Here is a 16,729-nt window from a genome sequence, read left to right as displayed (position 1 = left end):
GAACTCACCTCTATTCGTCAGCCAGCCATGTACGAAGCAGATTGACGAATTCGTCGGGTTTCTTTTTCGCCAGACTTTCAAGCTGTTTACGCACTTGACTTTCATTTGTCACACTTTCCATGGTAATAGACGGGAACTCCGTCGGCGTTGGCATGAGTTGCAATTCTTCATCCAACTCTTCTTCCTGCTTACGACGACCACGTACGATGAGGAAGATTACCCCCGCCAGCAGTGCCAGAACAGCAGCTCCGATGCCCCATAGCCAAGGGTTGGAAGCTGAGAAGAATGTATTCGTGCTCGCAGGCGCTGGAACAGCTTGTGAGAACACTGAAACCTTCTTAGCCAAATCAGCGTCTGTAATAGTAGTACCAGAATTCGCCAACGATGCTCTTACAATATTAACCAAAATATTTTGAATTGCTGTCTGAGTTGCAGTATCCAACGTTTGCTGACCTGTTGGTGGTTCAACTGCAACATTAATGGTTAAATCTTTTACAGTGTACGGACTTTGGATAATATCCCTTGCAATTCGGTTAACTTCGTAGTTAATCGTACTTGAGCTCTTATCTGAGCTGGTATTGCCGGAATTAGCTCCTCCCGGGTAGCCCGGAACATCCTGTGTTCCTGTTCCTGCAACTCCTCCGGTTTGTCCACTACTGCCCGTATAGCTTTCCTGAATTTGTTGGGCGCTAATTTCAATACCCTTCATTTTCGTTTGATCAACAGGTGTGACCATTTGTTCTTTTGATGTGACTTTGTCGAAATTTAGCTGGGACATAACCAGCACGTTCACCTTGTCGTCTCCAACAATTTTCGACAAAAATTGTTGAACATTATTCCTTACATCGCTCTCAAACTTCTTCTGTAGAGCCATGTTTTCCTGAACACCGCTAGTGAGCCCACCTTGGCCGCCCTTGGCCGTTGGAATCAACTCATATTCCTTATTGGTGATCGTAATGTTTTCCACTGGCAGATTCGGCACGGCCGTTTTTACCAGATTAAAGTATCCGTCGATCGCTTGCTGATTTGGAGTAAAGCCAGGCTCGAATTCCATTTGAATCGAAGCGGAGGCTTTGTCCTTTTCTTCAAGTCCGGCAAAAATGTTTTCCTTTGGCATATTAATGACAGCTTTGGAGCTTTGGACACCATCCATCCGTTCTAACAGTTGCTGTATTTCGCCGTTCAATGCATTATTGTACTTCACATTGAACTCGTTCTCCGTCATACCAATCGCAGAGGAGGACTGGTCAAAAGCGCTCATGCCGATTGAACCCTTCTGAATCAGGCCTTGAGACCCAACATCTACCTTCGCTTTATCCGCATTAGCAGTTGGGACTGAGATTTGTGTCCCACCAGCATTAAGTTGGTACGGTATACCCGCAGAATCGAGATATTTAATGACTCCGGCAGCATCGTTAGCATTTAAATCTCGGAAAGCCACTTCATACTCGGTTTTGGTAAACTGCATCGTTAGCACTACTACGGCGATAATGATGAATGCTAATGTCGAAACAAGTAATATCTTCTGTTTTTTGCTGAAATTATTCCAATACCCGGAAATCTTATCCCGATATTGGGCGATTCTCTCGTTCACTCCGTCACCCCATCCGAAACTTTGCTAAACCCTCTTTACATCTGTGTACGCATGATCTCCTGATAGGCTTCGATCGCTTTGTTTCGGACCTGTGTAGTAAGCTGCAGGGAAAGCAGCGCTTGTTGGGAAGTGATCATGACCTGATCTACATCAACTTTGCCTGCCATGAATTGGTCGGACATCTGGTGCGTCGCGACTTCCTGCTGCCCTACTTCATTGAGAGCATCCTTTAGGAAGGAACCAAAATCCTTCAAGGATTCGGAAGGCGTCGCTTTCGTCAACTCATTGTTAGGCGATTGAATCTGCTGTATTGCCGGTGTCTGTACATTAAACATGGCGTTCTGAATCATGTTTTACTCTCCCTATTAAGTAGTTAGTAGTCCTAAAACTTAGCGACCGATTTCAAGCGCTTTGGAAACCATAGCCTTTGATGCATTCAGAGCTGTTACATTGGCTTCGTATGAGCGTGTTGCGGAAATCATGTCGACCATTTCTTTCATAATGTCTACATTAGGCATATATACATAGCCATCTTTATCAGCGTCCGGGTGACCCGGATTGTACACAGGCTTTAAAGGTGACTGATCTTCCTGAATTTGCGAAACCTTAACGCCAGCAGCGCTTGTGCTACTTCCTTCCATTTGAGCCTTCAAAACATCGGCAAAGCCAGATTGGTTCGGCTCCAAAACAACCGTTTTTCTTCGATATGGAACTGCTTGTCCATTCTCTACTTTCGCCCGAGTTGTCTCTGCGTTGGCAATGTTGCTAGATATAACGTCCATCCGCAGCCGTTGGGCCGTAAGAGCAGATGCACTAATATCAAAGCCGTTGTTAATCTTCACCTAGTCCTATCTCCCTTCTACCGCTGTTCTCATCATCTTGATGCGCTCATTAATTTCTTGGATGTAGGTATTATATCTTAGTTGATTTTCAGCCATAAGACTCATTTCTCTGTCGATATCTACGTTGTTCATATTGTTATTCATGACTGAGTACCCATCTTTGGTGACCGTGGCATCTGGAATGGAGTTCACAGGTCCTATTTGAAAATGTCTTGAATTGGTTACTTTTCCACGTAGTGGTGTGACATCACCGTCCATTTGCTGCTGAAGCAATTCTTCAAATGAAACCTCCGAACGCTTAAAATACGGGGTATCCGCATTGGATATATTGTCGGCCATCACACGTTGTCTCGTATTTGCCGCCTGTACACCTGCCTGAAGCTTTTGAAAGCTCATATCACCCAGCAGATTCATTTAGCTCCTCCCTCCCAGCGTCTACTCTAAAGTAAGATTCAATAAAACAAGATTTTTCACTTTTTTTCGACAATAAAATTTCATAATTATACATTTCTTTTAGGTCTTAAGTAGAAAATAATAACTTTCTGTCATATATTCTAAGTTTCGTAGAGTTGGGACCTAATTACAATAAGAAAAAAGCCCTATCTTTTTTAAAAAAGAGGGCTTTAGATGCATAAAATGTTAAATTTTTCAGGTTTATTTCAAAAAAATGAATGTTTTCTTAGCACTTTACACCTGTAAAAGATTATACGTCCTACTTTTGGAATAGACAGAAAAATCATCAACTTGACCATTATCTAGGTCTAAACGACGGTGCAAGATAGTGTTATTCTGGACCTCACACCCTATTTTTAGAAACCCTATTCATAAAATATACTGACTAAGGTCCCTGTTTTGGGCAATATCTCCCAGCTTCTCACGTACATATTCCGGAGTAATGATCATACGATCCAATGTAAGCTCTGGTGCTTCAAACGACAGATCCTCCAGCAGCTTTTCTAGAATGGTATGCAAACGACGTGCACCAATATTTTCGGTGTTGCGATTTACAGACTCAGCAATGCTGGCAATCTCACGGATCGCTTCCGCAGAAAATTCGACTTCAATCTCCTCAGTACGGAGTAGATCAGTGTATTGCTTGGTCAGCGCATTTTTAGGCTCCGTCAGTATCGACACAAACTCATCCAAAGTCAGGCTACTTAATTCCACACGGATTGGAAAACGGCCCTGCAGCTCAGGGATCAGGTCAGATGGTTTTGCAACATGAAAAGCTCCTGCAGCAATAAACAGAATGTAATCTGTTCTTACCGGACCGTATTTGGTCATGATGGTAGATCCTTCGACAATAGGTAAAATATCGCGCTGGACGCCTTCTCTCGACACATCGGGGCCGCTACCCTTACCCTGGCTGGCAATCTTATCTATTTCATCAATAAAAATAATACCGGATTGCTCAGCACGCTTCACAGACTCCTGAATCACATCATCCATATCGATCAATTTGGCGGCCTCATCTTGAATCAACACCTTGCGAGCTTCCTTGACTGGTAGCTTGCGCTTTTTCGTCCGCTTGGGCAGAAAACTTCCGAACATCTCCTGCATATTCATACCCATTTGTTCATTCCCTTGCCCAGCAAACATATCGAGCATATTGGGGGCAGTATCCTCCACATCAATCTCTATGACATCATCCTCAAGCTTACCAGACAATAGATCGAATTTAACCTTACGGCGCTTTTCTGCCAAAGATCCATCCTGTTGTGGTGGTTCTTCTTCTACTGAAGTTCCCGTGTTATTGCCAAACAGCATTTCAAAGGGATTACGTTGCGATTTGTTTGACTTTTCTGCAGGTACAAGAATGCTGACAATCCGTTCATTTGCCATGTCTTCCGCTTTGTCCTTCACATTCTCTGTTCGTTCCGTCTTAACGATGCGAATAGAGGTTTCCATCAGATCACGCACCATGGATTCCACATCACGACCGACGTAACCCACTTCTGTAAATTTGGTCGCCTCTACCTTGACAAAAGGAGCTCCCACGAGCCGTGCAAGTCTACGTGCAATTTCAGTTTTACCCACACCTGTCGGTCCGATCATCAAAATATTTTTAGGCACAATTTCATCCCGGATATCATCCGGCAGCTTACTACGCCGATAACGGTTGCGCAAGGCAACAGCAACAGATTTTTTAGCTTCCTTTTGTCCGACAATATACTTATCCAGCTCGGATACCACTTGTCTGGGCGTCAACGATTGATTATTCATTTTGCACTCCTCCACCCTTGAATACTCAGAGCCGATTTACAGTTCTTCCACGATAATCTGATTGTTCGTATACACACATATTTCCGAAGCAACCTCTAGCGCTTCCCGTGCCATATCCTTTGCTTCCATGCCTGAGCCATGGCGTTTGAAAGCACGGGCAGCCGCCAATGCAAAATTACCACCTGAGCCAATCGCAAGCACATCATCATCCGGCTCTATAATTTCGCCGCCTCCAGAAATGAGCAACATTCCGGATGAGTCCATCACAATCATGAGCGCTTCCAGCTTGCGCAGGATACGATCCTGACGCCAGTCCTTGGCAAGTTCCACGGCTGCTCTTTGAAGATTTCCGTGGTGTTCCTCCAGCTTATTTTCAAACTTTTCAAATAACGTGATAGCATCGGCCACTGAACCCGCAAATCCTGCAACGACCTGACCTCGATACAATCTGCGCACTTTTTTAGCCGTCTGCTTCATGACAACACTGTTGCCGAACGTTACCTGTCCATCACCCGCAATAGCTCCTTTGCCATTGTGGCGTACAGCGCAGATGGTGGTAGCATGAAAGGACATATCCATAACGCGCTCCTCCTTTTCCTTCATCCTTATGCCTGTACTTCAGCTGACATAACTCCCGTTTCGTTGATATAACCACGCAAACTTTCCAACGCGCGATTAGCGAGAGCTTCATTTTTTTCCTTTTTGTTACGAATCCGTTTCTCCAACTTTGGAAGCAAACCAAAGTTTGCATTCATCGGTTGAAAATGCTTAAAATCAGCGGTCGTAATATACCGTGCCATGCTACCTAATGTCGTTTCCGCAGGAAATACAAACATTTCCTGTCCACGCGCTGCTCGTGCCGCATTCATCCCGGCCAGCAGACCAGAAGCCGCTGACTCCACATATCCCTCTACACCGGTCATTTGTCCGGCGAAGAATAGATTACTTCTTCCCTTAAACTGATAAGTTGGATGAAGTTGCTGCGGAGAATTAATAAAGGTATTGCGATGCATCACACCGTAACGTACAAACTCTGCCTCTTCAAGACCCGGAATCATTGAAAATACACGCTTTTGCTCCCCCCATTTGAGGTGAGTCTGGAAACCAACCAGATTATACAGCGTTCCTGCGGCGTTGTCCTGGCGAAGCTGAACAACTGCGTGGGGCAGTTCACCTGTATGTGGATTTACGAGACCCACAGGTTTCATCGGTCCGAACAATGCCGTTTGTTTCCCACGTTGCATCATCACTTCGATGGGCATACAGCCTTCGAAATAAATTTCTTTTTCGAATTCCTTGACTTGCGCTACCTCAGCCGCAATCAGAGCCTCATAAAAAGCATCAAATTCCGCTTCGTTCATCGGACAATTCAAGTACGCTGCTTCTCCCTTATCATAACGGGAAGCCAGATAAACCTTGTTCATGTCGATAGAGTCCTTTTCTACAATCGGAGCTGCCGCATCGTAAAAATAGAAATACTCCTCTCCCATCAGTGATTTAATCTGTTCCGACAAAGCCGGAGAAGTTAAAGGCCCCGTCGCAATGACCACAATACCGTCCTGTGGGATTTCCTGAAGCTCTTCATTAACAACCTCGATCAAAGGATGTTGATGAAGCGTCTCAGTAATATGACCGGAAAATCCGTCACGATCCACTGCCAATGCACCGCCAGCCGGAACAGCATGACGATCTGCTGCACTCAGGATCAAGGAGTTTAGTATTCTCATCTCTTCCTTCAGTACACCTACTGCATTCGTTAGGCCGTTTGCCCGCAAGGAATTACTGCATACCAGTTCGGCAAATTTATCTGTATGATGTGCTGGTGTTTTTACAACCGGCCGCATTTCATATAACTTGACTGGCACTCCACGGCTTGCAATTTGCCAGGCAGCTTCGCTGCCCGCCAGACCTGCTCCGATGACCGTTACCTTTTGTAGTTCACTCACGTTTAAATCCCCCTGCTATTGTTGTTCTTAAGAAGTCTCTACGCTCTCATCGCTCTCTTCCAGCATTTCGCTGTGATCGCAGACCGTACAGTTGAGCTTCGTCCCTTGTTTTGTACGTTTTTCGACCATTAGGCTACTGCAACTTGGGCAAGGCTTAATGGACGGTTTATCCCAGGAAACAAAATCACATTCCGGGTAGCGGTCACATCCATAGAAGATACGTCCCTTTTTACTCCGTCGTTCGACGACATGGCCCTCACCGCATGTAGGACAATTAATCCCAATATCCTTAACAATTGGCTTTGTGTTACGGCAATCTGGAAAAGCAGAACAGGCCAGGAATTTACCAAATCGGCCAAGCTTATACACCATTTGGCTGCCACACTTATCACAAATGACATCGGATACTTCATCTTTTATTTCAATTTCTTTCATTTCTTCTTCAGCCACTTCAAGTCGCTTCTCGAATGACTCGTAAAAGTCACTCAACACCTTGACCCAATTACCTTCGCCTTCTTCGACGTGGTCAAGATCACCTTCCATATTAGCTGTAAACTCCACATTCAGTATCTCTGGAAAGAACTCCTCCATCTGTTCGATGACCAATTCGCCCAGCTCTGTAGGGAAAAATTTCTTTTCTTCAATAGCAACGTACCCACGTTTCTGAATGGTTTCCAGCGTTGGTGCATACGTACTTGGACGTCCTATACCCAGTTCTTCCAGCGTCTTCACCAGTCGCGCTTCCGTATAACGGGGAGGCGGTTGTGTAAAATGCTGCTTCGGCTCAACCGCTTCTTTTTTTAATTTATCGCCTGGTTGAAGTGGTGGCAGCAGTTTATCTTCTTCGGTTTTACCGTCGTCATTTCCCTCTACATACACTTTCATGAAACCTGGAAAACGAACCTTAGAACCTGCTGCCCGGAATATCGTCTCACCCGCTTCAATATCTACGGACAAAGTATCCATAATAGCAGATGCCATCTGGCTGGCCATGAAACGTTCCCATACCAATTTGTACAAACGGAACTGGTCCCGACTCATAAACGGCTTAACTGTTTCCGGATCGCGTAACGCAGAGGTTGGGCGAATCGCTTCATGCGCATCCTGGGCGTTGGCCGCTTTTTTTGAATATTGACGAGGAGTTTCAGGTACAAAAGCTTCGCCATATTTTTGAATAATTAATTCTTTCGCTTCCTCTTGAGCTGAAGCGGCGATCCGTGTGGAATCCGTACGCATATACGTAATCAGACCCACGGTCCCTTCTTTTCCTAAATCCACACCCTCATATAGCTGCTGAGCTACAGACATCGTTTTAGATGCACGGAAGTTGAGCTTCCGAGCCGCCTCCTGCTGCAAGGAACTTGTTGTGAATGGAGGAGAAGGATTGCGTAAACGCTCTTTCTCTTTCACATCGCGCACCTTGTAAGACGATTTTCCGATAGCTTCCAACACTTCTTGTACATCCGCTTCGCTGGAGAGCTCTTTCTTTTCACCGCGCAGCTTATGAAATTTCGCTTCAAAGGTGCTGTCCTTAATAGCTAGTTTAGCTGTAATCGTCCAGTATTCTTCCGGTACAAACTCACTAATCTCGTTTTCCCGGTCCAAAATAATTTTCACCGCAACCGACTGCACCCGCCCAGCGGATAGACCCTTTTTTACCTTTTTCCAGAGCAACGGGCTGATTTTGTAGCCAACAAGTCGATCCAGTATCCGTCGTGCCTGCTGAGCATTGACCAAATCCATATTGATTTTACGGGGGGTTTTAAAAGCATCTTTGACAGCCTGCTTCGTAATTTCATTAAATACAACACGGCAATCTGCTGTATCGTCCAGTTCCAGCGCATGCGCCAGATGCCAGGCAATAGCCTCACCTTCGCGATCCGGGTCAGCCGCCAGATATACTTTTTTTACTTTTTTTCGGGCATCCTTTAATTCTTTTAGAATTGAGCCTTTACCTCGAATGGTAATGTATTTGGGATTAAAATCATTTTCGACCTCTACGCCGATCTGACTCTTCGGTAAATCCCTGATATGACCCATGGAAGCCTTGACGATATATTTACTGCCTAAGTATTTGCCGATCGTCTTCGCCTTGGAAGGCGATTCCACGATGACGAGTGAATCCGCCATAGGCTCTTCCTCCTCTCAATTACACACATAAATATGATAGACTTCCTGAAATGTGGTGAGTTATGACGCAGAGAGCGCTTCACAGTTTGGTCATTTTTCCAGATCGCTGTACTTGTTCAGAAAGATTCCATCTGCTCCGCTACTGCGAGTCATAATGTCAACACATTTCAGGAAGTGGGGAAGGAGTAGGAATTCGCGACGCGGATGAATGCCATACTGCCCTCCACCTGATGTTTAAAAATGAATTTGTGCATTTACTAACTAAGGACTTTGCAAAAACAACTACTAAATAAGCTTGTATTTTGTGCCCGCTAGCTGGGCGATCCTTTTTTTTATGATTAACGATAACAGAACTGCGTGTAAAAGTCCAAAATCCCATGCCGTAGCATCAAGCAGTTCATCCAGTGTCATGGTTCCCTGTTCGAGCAACAGTATGACACGGTTTTCCTCAGAAGTCTCACTTTCTGGCACTTTGGAGACCTCCTTCAGATTAAGACTCTGCTCTCTATTGTATGAAGAAACCTCCCTTGTACGCAAATCTGCTTCATACTCCTCAATAATATCCGAAGCTTCAGTGACTGTTTTGGCTCCTTGCTTAATCAAGCTCAGCGTGCCTCTACTCTTCGGTGACGTAATGGGTCCGGGAACAGCAAACACATCTCGATTTGCCTCTAGCGCAGCATCAGCTGTAATCAAGGAGCCGCTTCTTGCATCTGCTTCGACGACGAGCGTTCCCTTCGTTAGGCCAGCTATAATCCGATTACGTTGTGGAAACATTCCCGGATGTGACCTCGTGCCTGGAGGATACTCCGATACGATCAAGCCTTTGCTAGCCATCTCTGCAAATAAAGACGCATTTTGGGGAGGATAAATTTGATCAATCGCTGTTCCCAGTACACCAATCGTGTTTCCTCCCCGGCGTAGGGCTGTTTCGTGACAAATACTGTCAATCCCTCTCGCCAATCCGCTAACTACTGTAATCCCTGCATTACATAATCCCTCTGTTAGTATCTCCGCTGCTCTACGTCCATAAGCGGTGGGAACGCGAGTTCCTACCATGGCTACAGAGCATGTATGCAAAAGTGATTTATCCCCTTTTGTATACATTACCCATGGTGGGTCAACTGTTTCCTTCATTAATAGGGGATAATCCTCGTCCACATAAGTTACCGTTCCAATATCACCGGATAGAACTCGCTGATATCGTTCATGCACCCATTCTTCATCGTAACACTGAGCCGCAATTCGTGCCTGAGCAGGGCTTAACCCTATCTCAATCCACTTTTGTTCGCTAAAATGCAGTAGCTCATGCAATCGATGGTCACTCGACCAAATACGCTGAATTGTTTTTCTTCCGATTCCCTCTAACTCATGTAAGCCTAACAAAAGCCATCTTTCTTCCAAACTATGGTTCCCCCATTCACGGAAGAGTGAACCCTCCCTTATTTTGTGGCACAATGAATCATTTTGCAAGCGTTTCCCTGACAAGTCTGTCTTAACGCAAAAAAAGCAACCTTTTCATCCCCTGTTTCAGAAGATAAAAAGGTTGCTTACCTTTCTTTCATTATACACTAGCCTGCGGCAAATTTCGATGCAGTTTTATGGCCTGTATATTAATGAAGAAACACGATTTAATGTGTCGTACACAAATTCAAAATACCACGTGCTTCTAGCACACTTACCAGTGTCGAGCCCATTTCGGAAGGAGTCGGTGCCACCTTGATCCCGCAGGCTTCAAGCGTGGCAATTTTCTCTTTGGCCGTTCCTTTTCCACCAGAAATAATGGCGCCTGCATGCCCCATTCGTTTGCCCGGAGGCGCGGTCACACCGCCGATAAAACCAACTACTGGCTTCGTCATATTGTCCCTGATCCACTCAGCAGCCTCTTCCTCGGCTGTACCCCCAATTTCTCCAATCATAATGACAGCGTGAGTGTTGGGGTCCTCATTGAAACGTTGCAAAATGTCAATGAATTCTGAACCTTTAACGGGGTCACCGCCAATACCAACCGCGGAAGATTGTCCTATACCTCGGGTCGTTAACTGATGCACTGCTTCATAGGTCAAAGTACCACTACGTGACACAACACCTACATGACCTGGTAGATGAATGTAACCTGGCATAATACCGATTTTACATTCTCCTGGCGTAATAACGCCTGGGCAGTTAGGGCCAATCAGAACGGTCTTTTTACCTTCCATAAAACGTTTGACTCTGATCATATCAAGCACCGGAATGCCCTCCGTGATACAAATCACGAGATCTAGTTCCGCATCTACAGCCTCCAAAATGGAATCTGCTGCAAAAGCCGGTGGCACGTAAATCACGCTCGCTGTTGCGCCAGTAGCTTCCTTGGCTTCGCTTACGGTGTTAAACACTGGCAATTTGACCTGTTGTCCGTTCTCCAGTGTAATTTCTACCTCGGTGCCCCCCTTACCTGGAGAGGTGCCACCTACCATTTGTGTACCGTAATCAAGTGCACCCTTGGCATGAAACAACGCCGTTTTTCCCGTAATCCCCTGTGTAATCACCTTTGTATGCTTATCGACCAAAATACTCACGATCTTCACATCCCCTATCGTTTATTCGGCATATCGGAATGCAAACAGGCTATTGAACAAGTTCGACGATTTTTTGGGCGCCATCCGCCATGGAATCCGCTGCTACGATATTCAAACCGGATTCCGCTAAAATCTGTTTGCCGAGCTCAACATTTGTCCCTTCAAGACGGACAACAAGCGGACGAGTCAGCCCCAACTGTTTGGCAGCCTCCACGACGCCGTTCGCAATGATGTCACACTGCATAATTCCGCCGAAAATGTTCACGAAAATACCTTCTACCTTCGGATCGGACAAAATGATTTTGAACGCTTCGGTTACCTTTTCCGTCGTCGCACCGCCCCCTACGTCCAGGAAGTTGGCCGGATCGCCACCGTAATATTTGATAATATCCATGGTTGCCATCGCCAAGCCCGCACCATTGACCATACAGCCAATATTTCCGTCCAGAGCGATATAGCTTAGATCGAATTTAGATGCCTCAATTTCTTTCTCGTCCTCTTCATCCAAATCACGCAATTCCAAAATATCCTTGTGACGGAACAACGCATTAGAATCAAAATTCAGTTTGGCATCCAACGCCAGTACATTCCCATCACCCGTAACGACTAAGGGATTGATTTCTGCAATCGAACAGTCCTTGTCCACAAAAGCTTCGTATAGTGCCAGCATAAACTTGACCGCTTTGTTTACCAGTTCATTTGGGATATTAATGTCATACGCCAACTTACGGGCCTGATACACCTGAAGCCCAATCGCTGGATCAACAACCGCTTTAAAAATCTTCTCCGGAGTGGCTGCAGCCACCTCTTCGATTTCCGTACCACCTTCTTCTGAGGCCATCATTACGATACGTCCAGTCGCACGATCTACGACAACGCCGACATAATATTCTTTACGAATATCGCAGCCTTCCTCAACCAAAAGGCGTTTGACCTCTTTACCTTCAGGTCCAGTCTGATGCGTCACCAGCACCTTACCCAAAATTTCAGAAGCAAAAGTCCGCACCTCATCCAAACCTTTGGCAACTTTCACGCCACCCGCTTTACCGCGTCCACCAGCATGAATTTGTGCTTTTACCACCGTAACAGCGCTTCCAAGCGATTCTGCCGCAGCAACGGCTTCCTCCACCGTATAGGCAACCTTACCGTTCGGTACAGCCACTCCGTACTGCTTCAATACTTCTTTACCCTGATATTCATGGATATTCATTCTGGAATCCTCCTATCAACATGACTGCAACAAGGGCGGTTCACAAGGAAATCTATACTAAACCTACATCATTGTAACATGTTTTTAAAACGCTTTCCTTATAATTTAACCTCATGAATTACAGTATTTTGATATCATTATCATTCCCAAAATCGAATGTTTGGATATTATTGGATATTTTTCTTAATACAAATTCACACAAAAAAAGCACCTCTACAACATGGGATTACCTAATCCACATTAAGAGGCACTTTAATTCTTCAAGCATTATTAGGTATTTTTCTTTCAGCTGAGAACAACTCATGCCATAAGATTCGCAAGAGCAACTGAAAACACCTTATGATTTTTCAATTTGTACATTAGCTTGATGAACACGATCGAGCAGATCATTGAACTGGAGCAGAAGCGACCCAAATTGATCATGAGTCATACTTGTTTTTTCCTGGATGCATCCTGGTACGGACAGAGCTTTTTCCCGTAATGCGCTTCCCTCTGTCGTCAAAGAAATCAGCACCTTACGCTCATCCTGAGTGGAACGCTTTCGATCGATAAGCCCGGCGTTCTGCAATCTCTTCAATAGGGGAGTTAGTGTGCCGGAGTCCAAATATAGTGCCTCACCCAATTCCTTCACTGTACACTCTTCACGCTCCCAGAGCACGATAAGTACCAAATATTGCGAGTACGTCACACCGAGCTTTTCCAGATAAGGCTGGTATAGCTTCGTAATCTCTCTGGAGCATGCATATATGGCAAAGCATAACTGATTATCAAGTTTCAACGCTGTACCTTCATTAGGATTGTCTTCCATGCTGTCTGATCACCTACTTTCGTCATTATTTTAGCACATTATATAATAAAATACATGCTAATTGCCCAAAATACTTTACAAACAATAATTATTTTGATAAATTAAATTGTGTAAAATATAAATTGGGCGAGAGGCAGTGATTGGATTATGATGACCATTCAACAAAAAATGTATGAAACAACAGTAAAAGCGGTTGGTGGACGTAACGGTTATATCGAGTCTTCTTCCCCTGAACTCCGTTTAGATATTGATACCCCAAAAGAAATGGGCGGCGCAGGCGGCGCAGGTACGAATCCAGAGCAATTGTTCGCAGCAGGCTATTCCGCTTGCTTTGACAGTGCCTTAAATATGGTTGCTCGCATGCAACGTGTTAAGCATGAAGGTACTGAAGTAACAGCTACGGTCCATTTCGGCAAAGTGGAAGACGGCGGCTTCGGAATCGGAGTAAGTCTCGACGTACTGGTAAAAGGCGTCGATCATGAAACTGCAGTAAAACTGGTGGAAGGCGCACATGAACAATGTCCATACTCCCGCGCTACCCGCGGTAATATTGAAGTGAAACTGAACGTTTTGTAACTTAGATTTTCTTTAGCATATGTAGGGGACGTCTTCATCTCTCTTCATGGATTCAATAGTTTCGTTAGAATGAATTTCACAACAAGCCCCTCAACCGTTTTTGTCGAGGGGCTATTATCCTTTCACTATCCCTTCGTTAAAGACTGTTTGTTTTTTTCCATCAAGTAACATGGGAGATGATGTATAATCGTATATACAAAATTGATATACTCATAGTATAATCACTATTGTCATAATCTTTTTTTCTTCTCCAGATCTTTATTGTCTGGAGCTTTTTTTGTCCTTTTTTCCATTTTCTATTGTACATACGCTTTGGAAAACTCTTTCATAAAAATGATCGTGTTATAGCTACTAATTATCGCCTTTTTAACTTTCGTGAAAACTGGCATTTGCTCTATCCATATGGCGGTATTGAATTGCTTCAGCCACATGTGAAGTCAAAATTTTCTCTGAGTCATGTAAGTCTGCAATGGTACGCGAAAGCTTGAGGATTCGATCATACGCGCGCATGCTTAAACCGAGTGCGTCCATTGTCTGGTCAAGCAACTCTGCTGCATTTTTTTCTAATACGGCGTATTTACGAAGCATCTGACCAGACAGCTCACTATTCCATGAAAAGGGAAACTTGCTGTATCTGTGGATTTGTATCGCTTGAGCAGCCAGTACCTGCCTTCGCATTTCAGCGGACGACAATGATTCTTTTTCCTCCCGCCAATCCTTCGGCTGCGATACTTCAAGCTGAAGATCGATCCGATCCAGCAGTGGACCAGAAATACGTGAACGGTAGCGGGCTACTGCTGCAGGTGAACAGGTACAGCGCTGATGTTCCGTGTCATTTCCGAAAAAGCCACAGTGACACGGATTTAAAGAGGCAGCAAGTAAAAAATGCGCCGGATACTTAAAAACAGCACGTGAACGACTGATCGTAACATTGTGGTCTTCCAAAGGTTGACGCAGCACTTCTAGTACATGACGGCTAAACTCAGGCAACTCATCCAGAAATAAAATCCCCCGGTGTGCAAGACTGATTTCTCCTGGTTTGGGTATACCTCCCCCACCCACCAAACCAGCAGCAGAGATCGTATGATGAGGCGAACGGAAGGGACGAATATTCATCAGATGAGGCGATGACTCCTTCCACTTCCCGGCAGCGCTGTATACTTTGGTGACTTCAAGCGCCTCCTTTTCAGTCAAAGGCGGAAGGATAGATGGCAATCTGCGGATGAGCATTGTTTTCCCAGCCCCCGGCGTTCCCATAAGCAGGATATTATGCATTCCGGCTGCAGCGATGACTAACGCACGCTTGGCGTGTAGCTGACCCAACACATCGCTGTAATCCTCCATGTTGCTAGTTATCCCTTCTTTTTCACACAACGGTATATGCTCTGCCTGAGGTAAATGGTCATAGGAACAGATCATGACTTGTTTACTGGCAGTACAACTCTGATTTGTCGCTGGGCTATCAACAGTGCCTTGTGCACGATCTTCAATCGGAATAAGATCTGCTAGATGCCGTATAGCGTAAATACGTATACCCGTAATCAGACGAGCCTCGCTTGCGTTTTCCTGGGGAAGCAGCACGGAGTTGAATCCTTCTCGCTTGGCCAGATCAACCATGGACAGTACCCCATTCACGGGGCGAATACTGCCATCCAGCGCCAGCTCGCCAATAAACAGCGTCCGTTCTCCCACGGGTAAAACGACCTGTTCACTGGTTGTCAGCAACCCTAAAGCGATAGCAAGGTCAAAAGATGAACCTTCCTTACGCAAATCAGCAGGAGCTAAATTAATCGTGACACGCTGAGACGGATATTTAAAGCCACAGTTTTTGATTGCTGCTCTGACACGCTCCACTGCCTCTCGAATCGCCGAATCCGGCAATCCTATAATCGCTGTCTGAGGCAAGCCATTGGACAAATCAGTCTCAACTTCAATCAGAACACCATCTATTCCATACAAACAAGCTCCGTGTAATTTTCCATACATATCAAAAAGCACCTCTCCTCATATTGGAATGCTCCCTATCGGGAATCATTGCATATATGAAAAAAGGTGCTTCCAAATTTTCATTCTTTGCAAATGTGATGTTCGAAATCTTAGCTCCGAACCATGCTTTCAAAATTCTTGACTAAGTTTACCTGACGACAGATTATTTGTCAAACAAGGTCAGCTTATCGGCTGCCGGAGTACGTGGTCTTGATTCCGGGATAACGTCAGGATAGCCTGCATATATCATTCCTATTACCTTCTCACCCGGTTGAATTCCCAAGTGCTCACGGAACTTAGGCGAATACAAAAATGGCTTTGTCACCCAAAACGTTCCGATTCCTTTGCTCCATGCGGCAAGCATAAAGTTTTGTACAAGCGCGCTGACCGCTGCAAAATCCTCATCCCAAACCGCTTGACGCGGGTCTTCTTCCAATACTACTAAAAGCTGGATCGGGTTGTGCAAAATGCCGCTCTCAAACTTGTTGTCCTTACCAATATCGGCTGCAATTGCTTTTGCAAGCTTTTTCCGTCCTTCACCAGCAAACAACAGAAAACGCCACGGTTCACGCATTTTATGATTAGGAGCCCACACAGCGACGTCCAGCAGTTCTTTGATCGTATCTACCGGAATGGAGTCGGATTTAAATCGTTTAATCGTCCGGCGTTCCTGAATTACATCTATGACATGTTCACTAAAGGTATGCTTTGTCACGTAAATCCTCCTTCACAGGTACAACTTCTAGATATTCATTTTAAGATGAAAATGATAACTATTCTCAATAAAATATACCTGTAGCTTTCCTTCCTGTCAACCTGCACATATGAATTCAGTCCCGCACTCTTACCTTTG

Annotated in this window: 15 protein-coding genes; 1 reads left to right on the top strand and 14 read right to left on the bottom strand. The window is 45.0% G+C overall.

Going from position 1 to position 16,729, the window contains the following annotated elements:
* Positions 1–10 precede the first annotated feature (10 nt).
* From fliF to ACUYLD_RS04860, 12 genes are all read right to left on the bottom strand, one after another.
* Complete coding sequence (gene fliF / locus ACUYLD_RS04915; RefSeq protein WP_013309886.1) at positions 11–1,594, bottom strand: flagellar basal-body MS-ring/collar protein FliF; 1,584 nt, start codon at positions 1,592–1,594, stop codon at positions 11–13.
* 35 nt (positions 1,595–1,629) lie between these two features.
* A complete protein-coding gene (fliE, locus tag ACUYLD_RS04910) occupies positions 1,630–1,944 on the bottom strand; it encodes a flagellar hook-basal body complex protein FliE (protein ID WP_254325830.1) in 315 nt (104 codons plus the stop codon).
* A gap of 39 nt (positions 1,945–1,983) precedes the next feature.
* Complete coding sequence (gene flgC / locus ACUYLD_RS04905; RefSeq protein WP_013309884.1) at positions 1,984–2,436, bottom strand: flagellar basal body rod protein FlgC; 453 nt, start codon at positions 2,434–2,436, stop codon at positions 1,984–1,986.
* A gap of 6 nt (positions 2,437–2,442) precedes the next feature.
* On the bottom strand, positions 2,443–2,850 hold the full coding sequence (gene flgB / locus ACUYLD_RS04900; RefSeq protein WP_013309883.1) for a flagellar basal body rod protein FlgB: 408 nt from the start codon (positions 2,848–2,850) through the stop codon (positions 2,443–2,445).
* A gap of 408 nt (positions 2,851–3,258) precedes the next feature.
* Positions 3,259–4,659, bottom strand: coding sequence for an ATP-dependent protease ATPase subunit HslU (gene hslU, locus ACUYLD_RS04895; RefSeq protein ID WP_023988186.1), 1,401 nt, complete (start codon positions 4,657–4,659; stop codon positions 3,259–3,261).
* Positions 4,660–4,695: 36 nt separating this feature from the next.
* A complete protein-coding gene (gene hslV / locus ACUYLD_RS04890; RefSeq protein ID WP_013309881.1) occupies positions 4,696–5,238 on the bottom strand; it encodes an ATP-dependent protease subunit HslV in 543 nt (180 codons plus the stop codon).
* Positions 5,239–5,264: 26 nt separating this feature from the next.
* Positions 5,265–6,605, bottom strand: a complete 1,341-nt coding sequence (trmFO, locus tag ACUYLD_RS04885) for an FADH(2)-oxidizing methylenetetrahydrofolate--tRNA-(uracil(54)-C(5))-methyltransferase TrmFO (protein ID WP_322171676.1) — start codon at positions 6,603–6,605, stop codon at positions 5,265–5,267.
* Positions 6,606–6,632: 27 nt separating this feature from the next.
* On the bottom strand, positions 6,633–8,735 hold the full coding sequence (gene topA / locus ACUYLD_RS04880) for a type I DNA topoisomerase (RefSeq protein WP_061831859.1): 2,103 nt from the start codon (positions 8,733–8,735) through the stop codon (positions 6,633–6,635).
* A 285-nt stretch (positions 8,736–9,020) separates the two neighbouring features.
* Positions 9,021–10,139, bottom strand: coding sequence for a DNA-processing protein DprA (dprA, locus tag ACUYLD_RS04875; protein WP_061831858.1), 1,119 nt, complete (start codon positions 10,137–10,139; stop codon positions 9,021–9,023).
* Between the two features lie 227 nt (positions 10,140–10,366).
* Entirely contained in the window at positions 10,367–11,296 is a 930-nt protein-coding gene (gene sucD, locus ACUYLD_RS04870; RefSeq protein WP_025723280.1) for a succinate--CoA ligase subunit alpha, read from the bottom strand.
* Between the two features lie 49 nt (positions 11,297–11,345).
* Entirely contained in the window at positions 11,346–12,506 is a 1,161-nt protein-coding gene (sucC, locus tag ACUYLD_RS04865) for an ADP-forming succinate--CoA ligase subunit beta (protein ID WP_061831857.1), read from the bottom strand.
* A 337-nt stretch (positions 12,507–12,843) separates the two neighbouring features.
* A complete protein-coding gene (locus tag ACUYLD_RS04860; RefSeq protein WP_069291720.1) occupies positions 12,844–13,314 on the bottom strand; it encodes a MarR family winged helix-turn-helix transcriptional regulator in 471 nt (156 codons plus the stop codon).
* 147 nt (positions 13,315–13,461) lie between these two features.
* Here ACUYLD_RS04860 and ACUYLD_RS04855 point away from each other — a divergent pair, with 147 nt between their 5' ends.
* On the top strand, positions 13,462–13,890 hold the full coding sequence (locus ACUYLD_RS04855) for an organic hydroperoxide resistance protein (protein ID WP_103047887.1): 429 nt from the start codon (positions 13,462–13,464) through the stop codon (positions 13,888–13,890).
* 366 nt (positions 13,891–14,256) lie between these two features.
* On the opposite strand, the gene ACUYLD_RS04850 is transcribed toward ACUYLD_RS04855, so the two are convergent.
* Entirely contained in the window at positions 14,257–15,876 is a 1,620-nt protein-coding gene (locus ACUYLD_RS04850; RefSeq protein ID WP_446674526.1) for a YifB family Mg chelatase-like AAA ATPase, read from the bottom strand.
* A gap of 163 nt (positions 15,877–16,039) precedes the next feature.
* The gene (locus ACUYLD_RS04845) at positions 16,040–16,591 is read right to left on the bottom strand and encodes a nitroreductase family protein (protein WP_025723284.1); all 552 of its coding nucleotides are present in this window, start codon (positions 16,589–16,591) and stop codon (positions 16,040–16,042) included.
* Positions 16,592–16,729 lie beyond the last annotated feature (138 nt).

Source organism: Paenibacillus sp. SER-28 (genome assembly GCF_052906305.1).
Note: the sequence above shows the minus strand (reverse complement) of the source record. Positions and strands in the feature narration are given on the sequence as shown.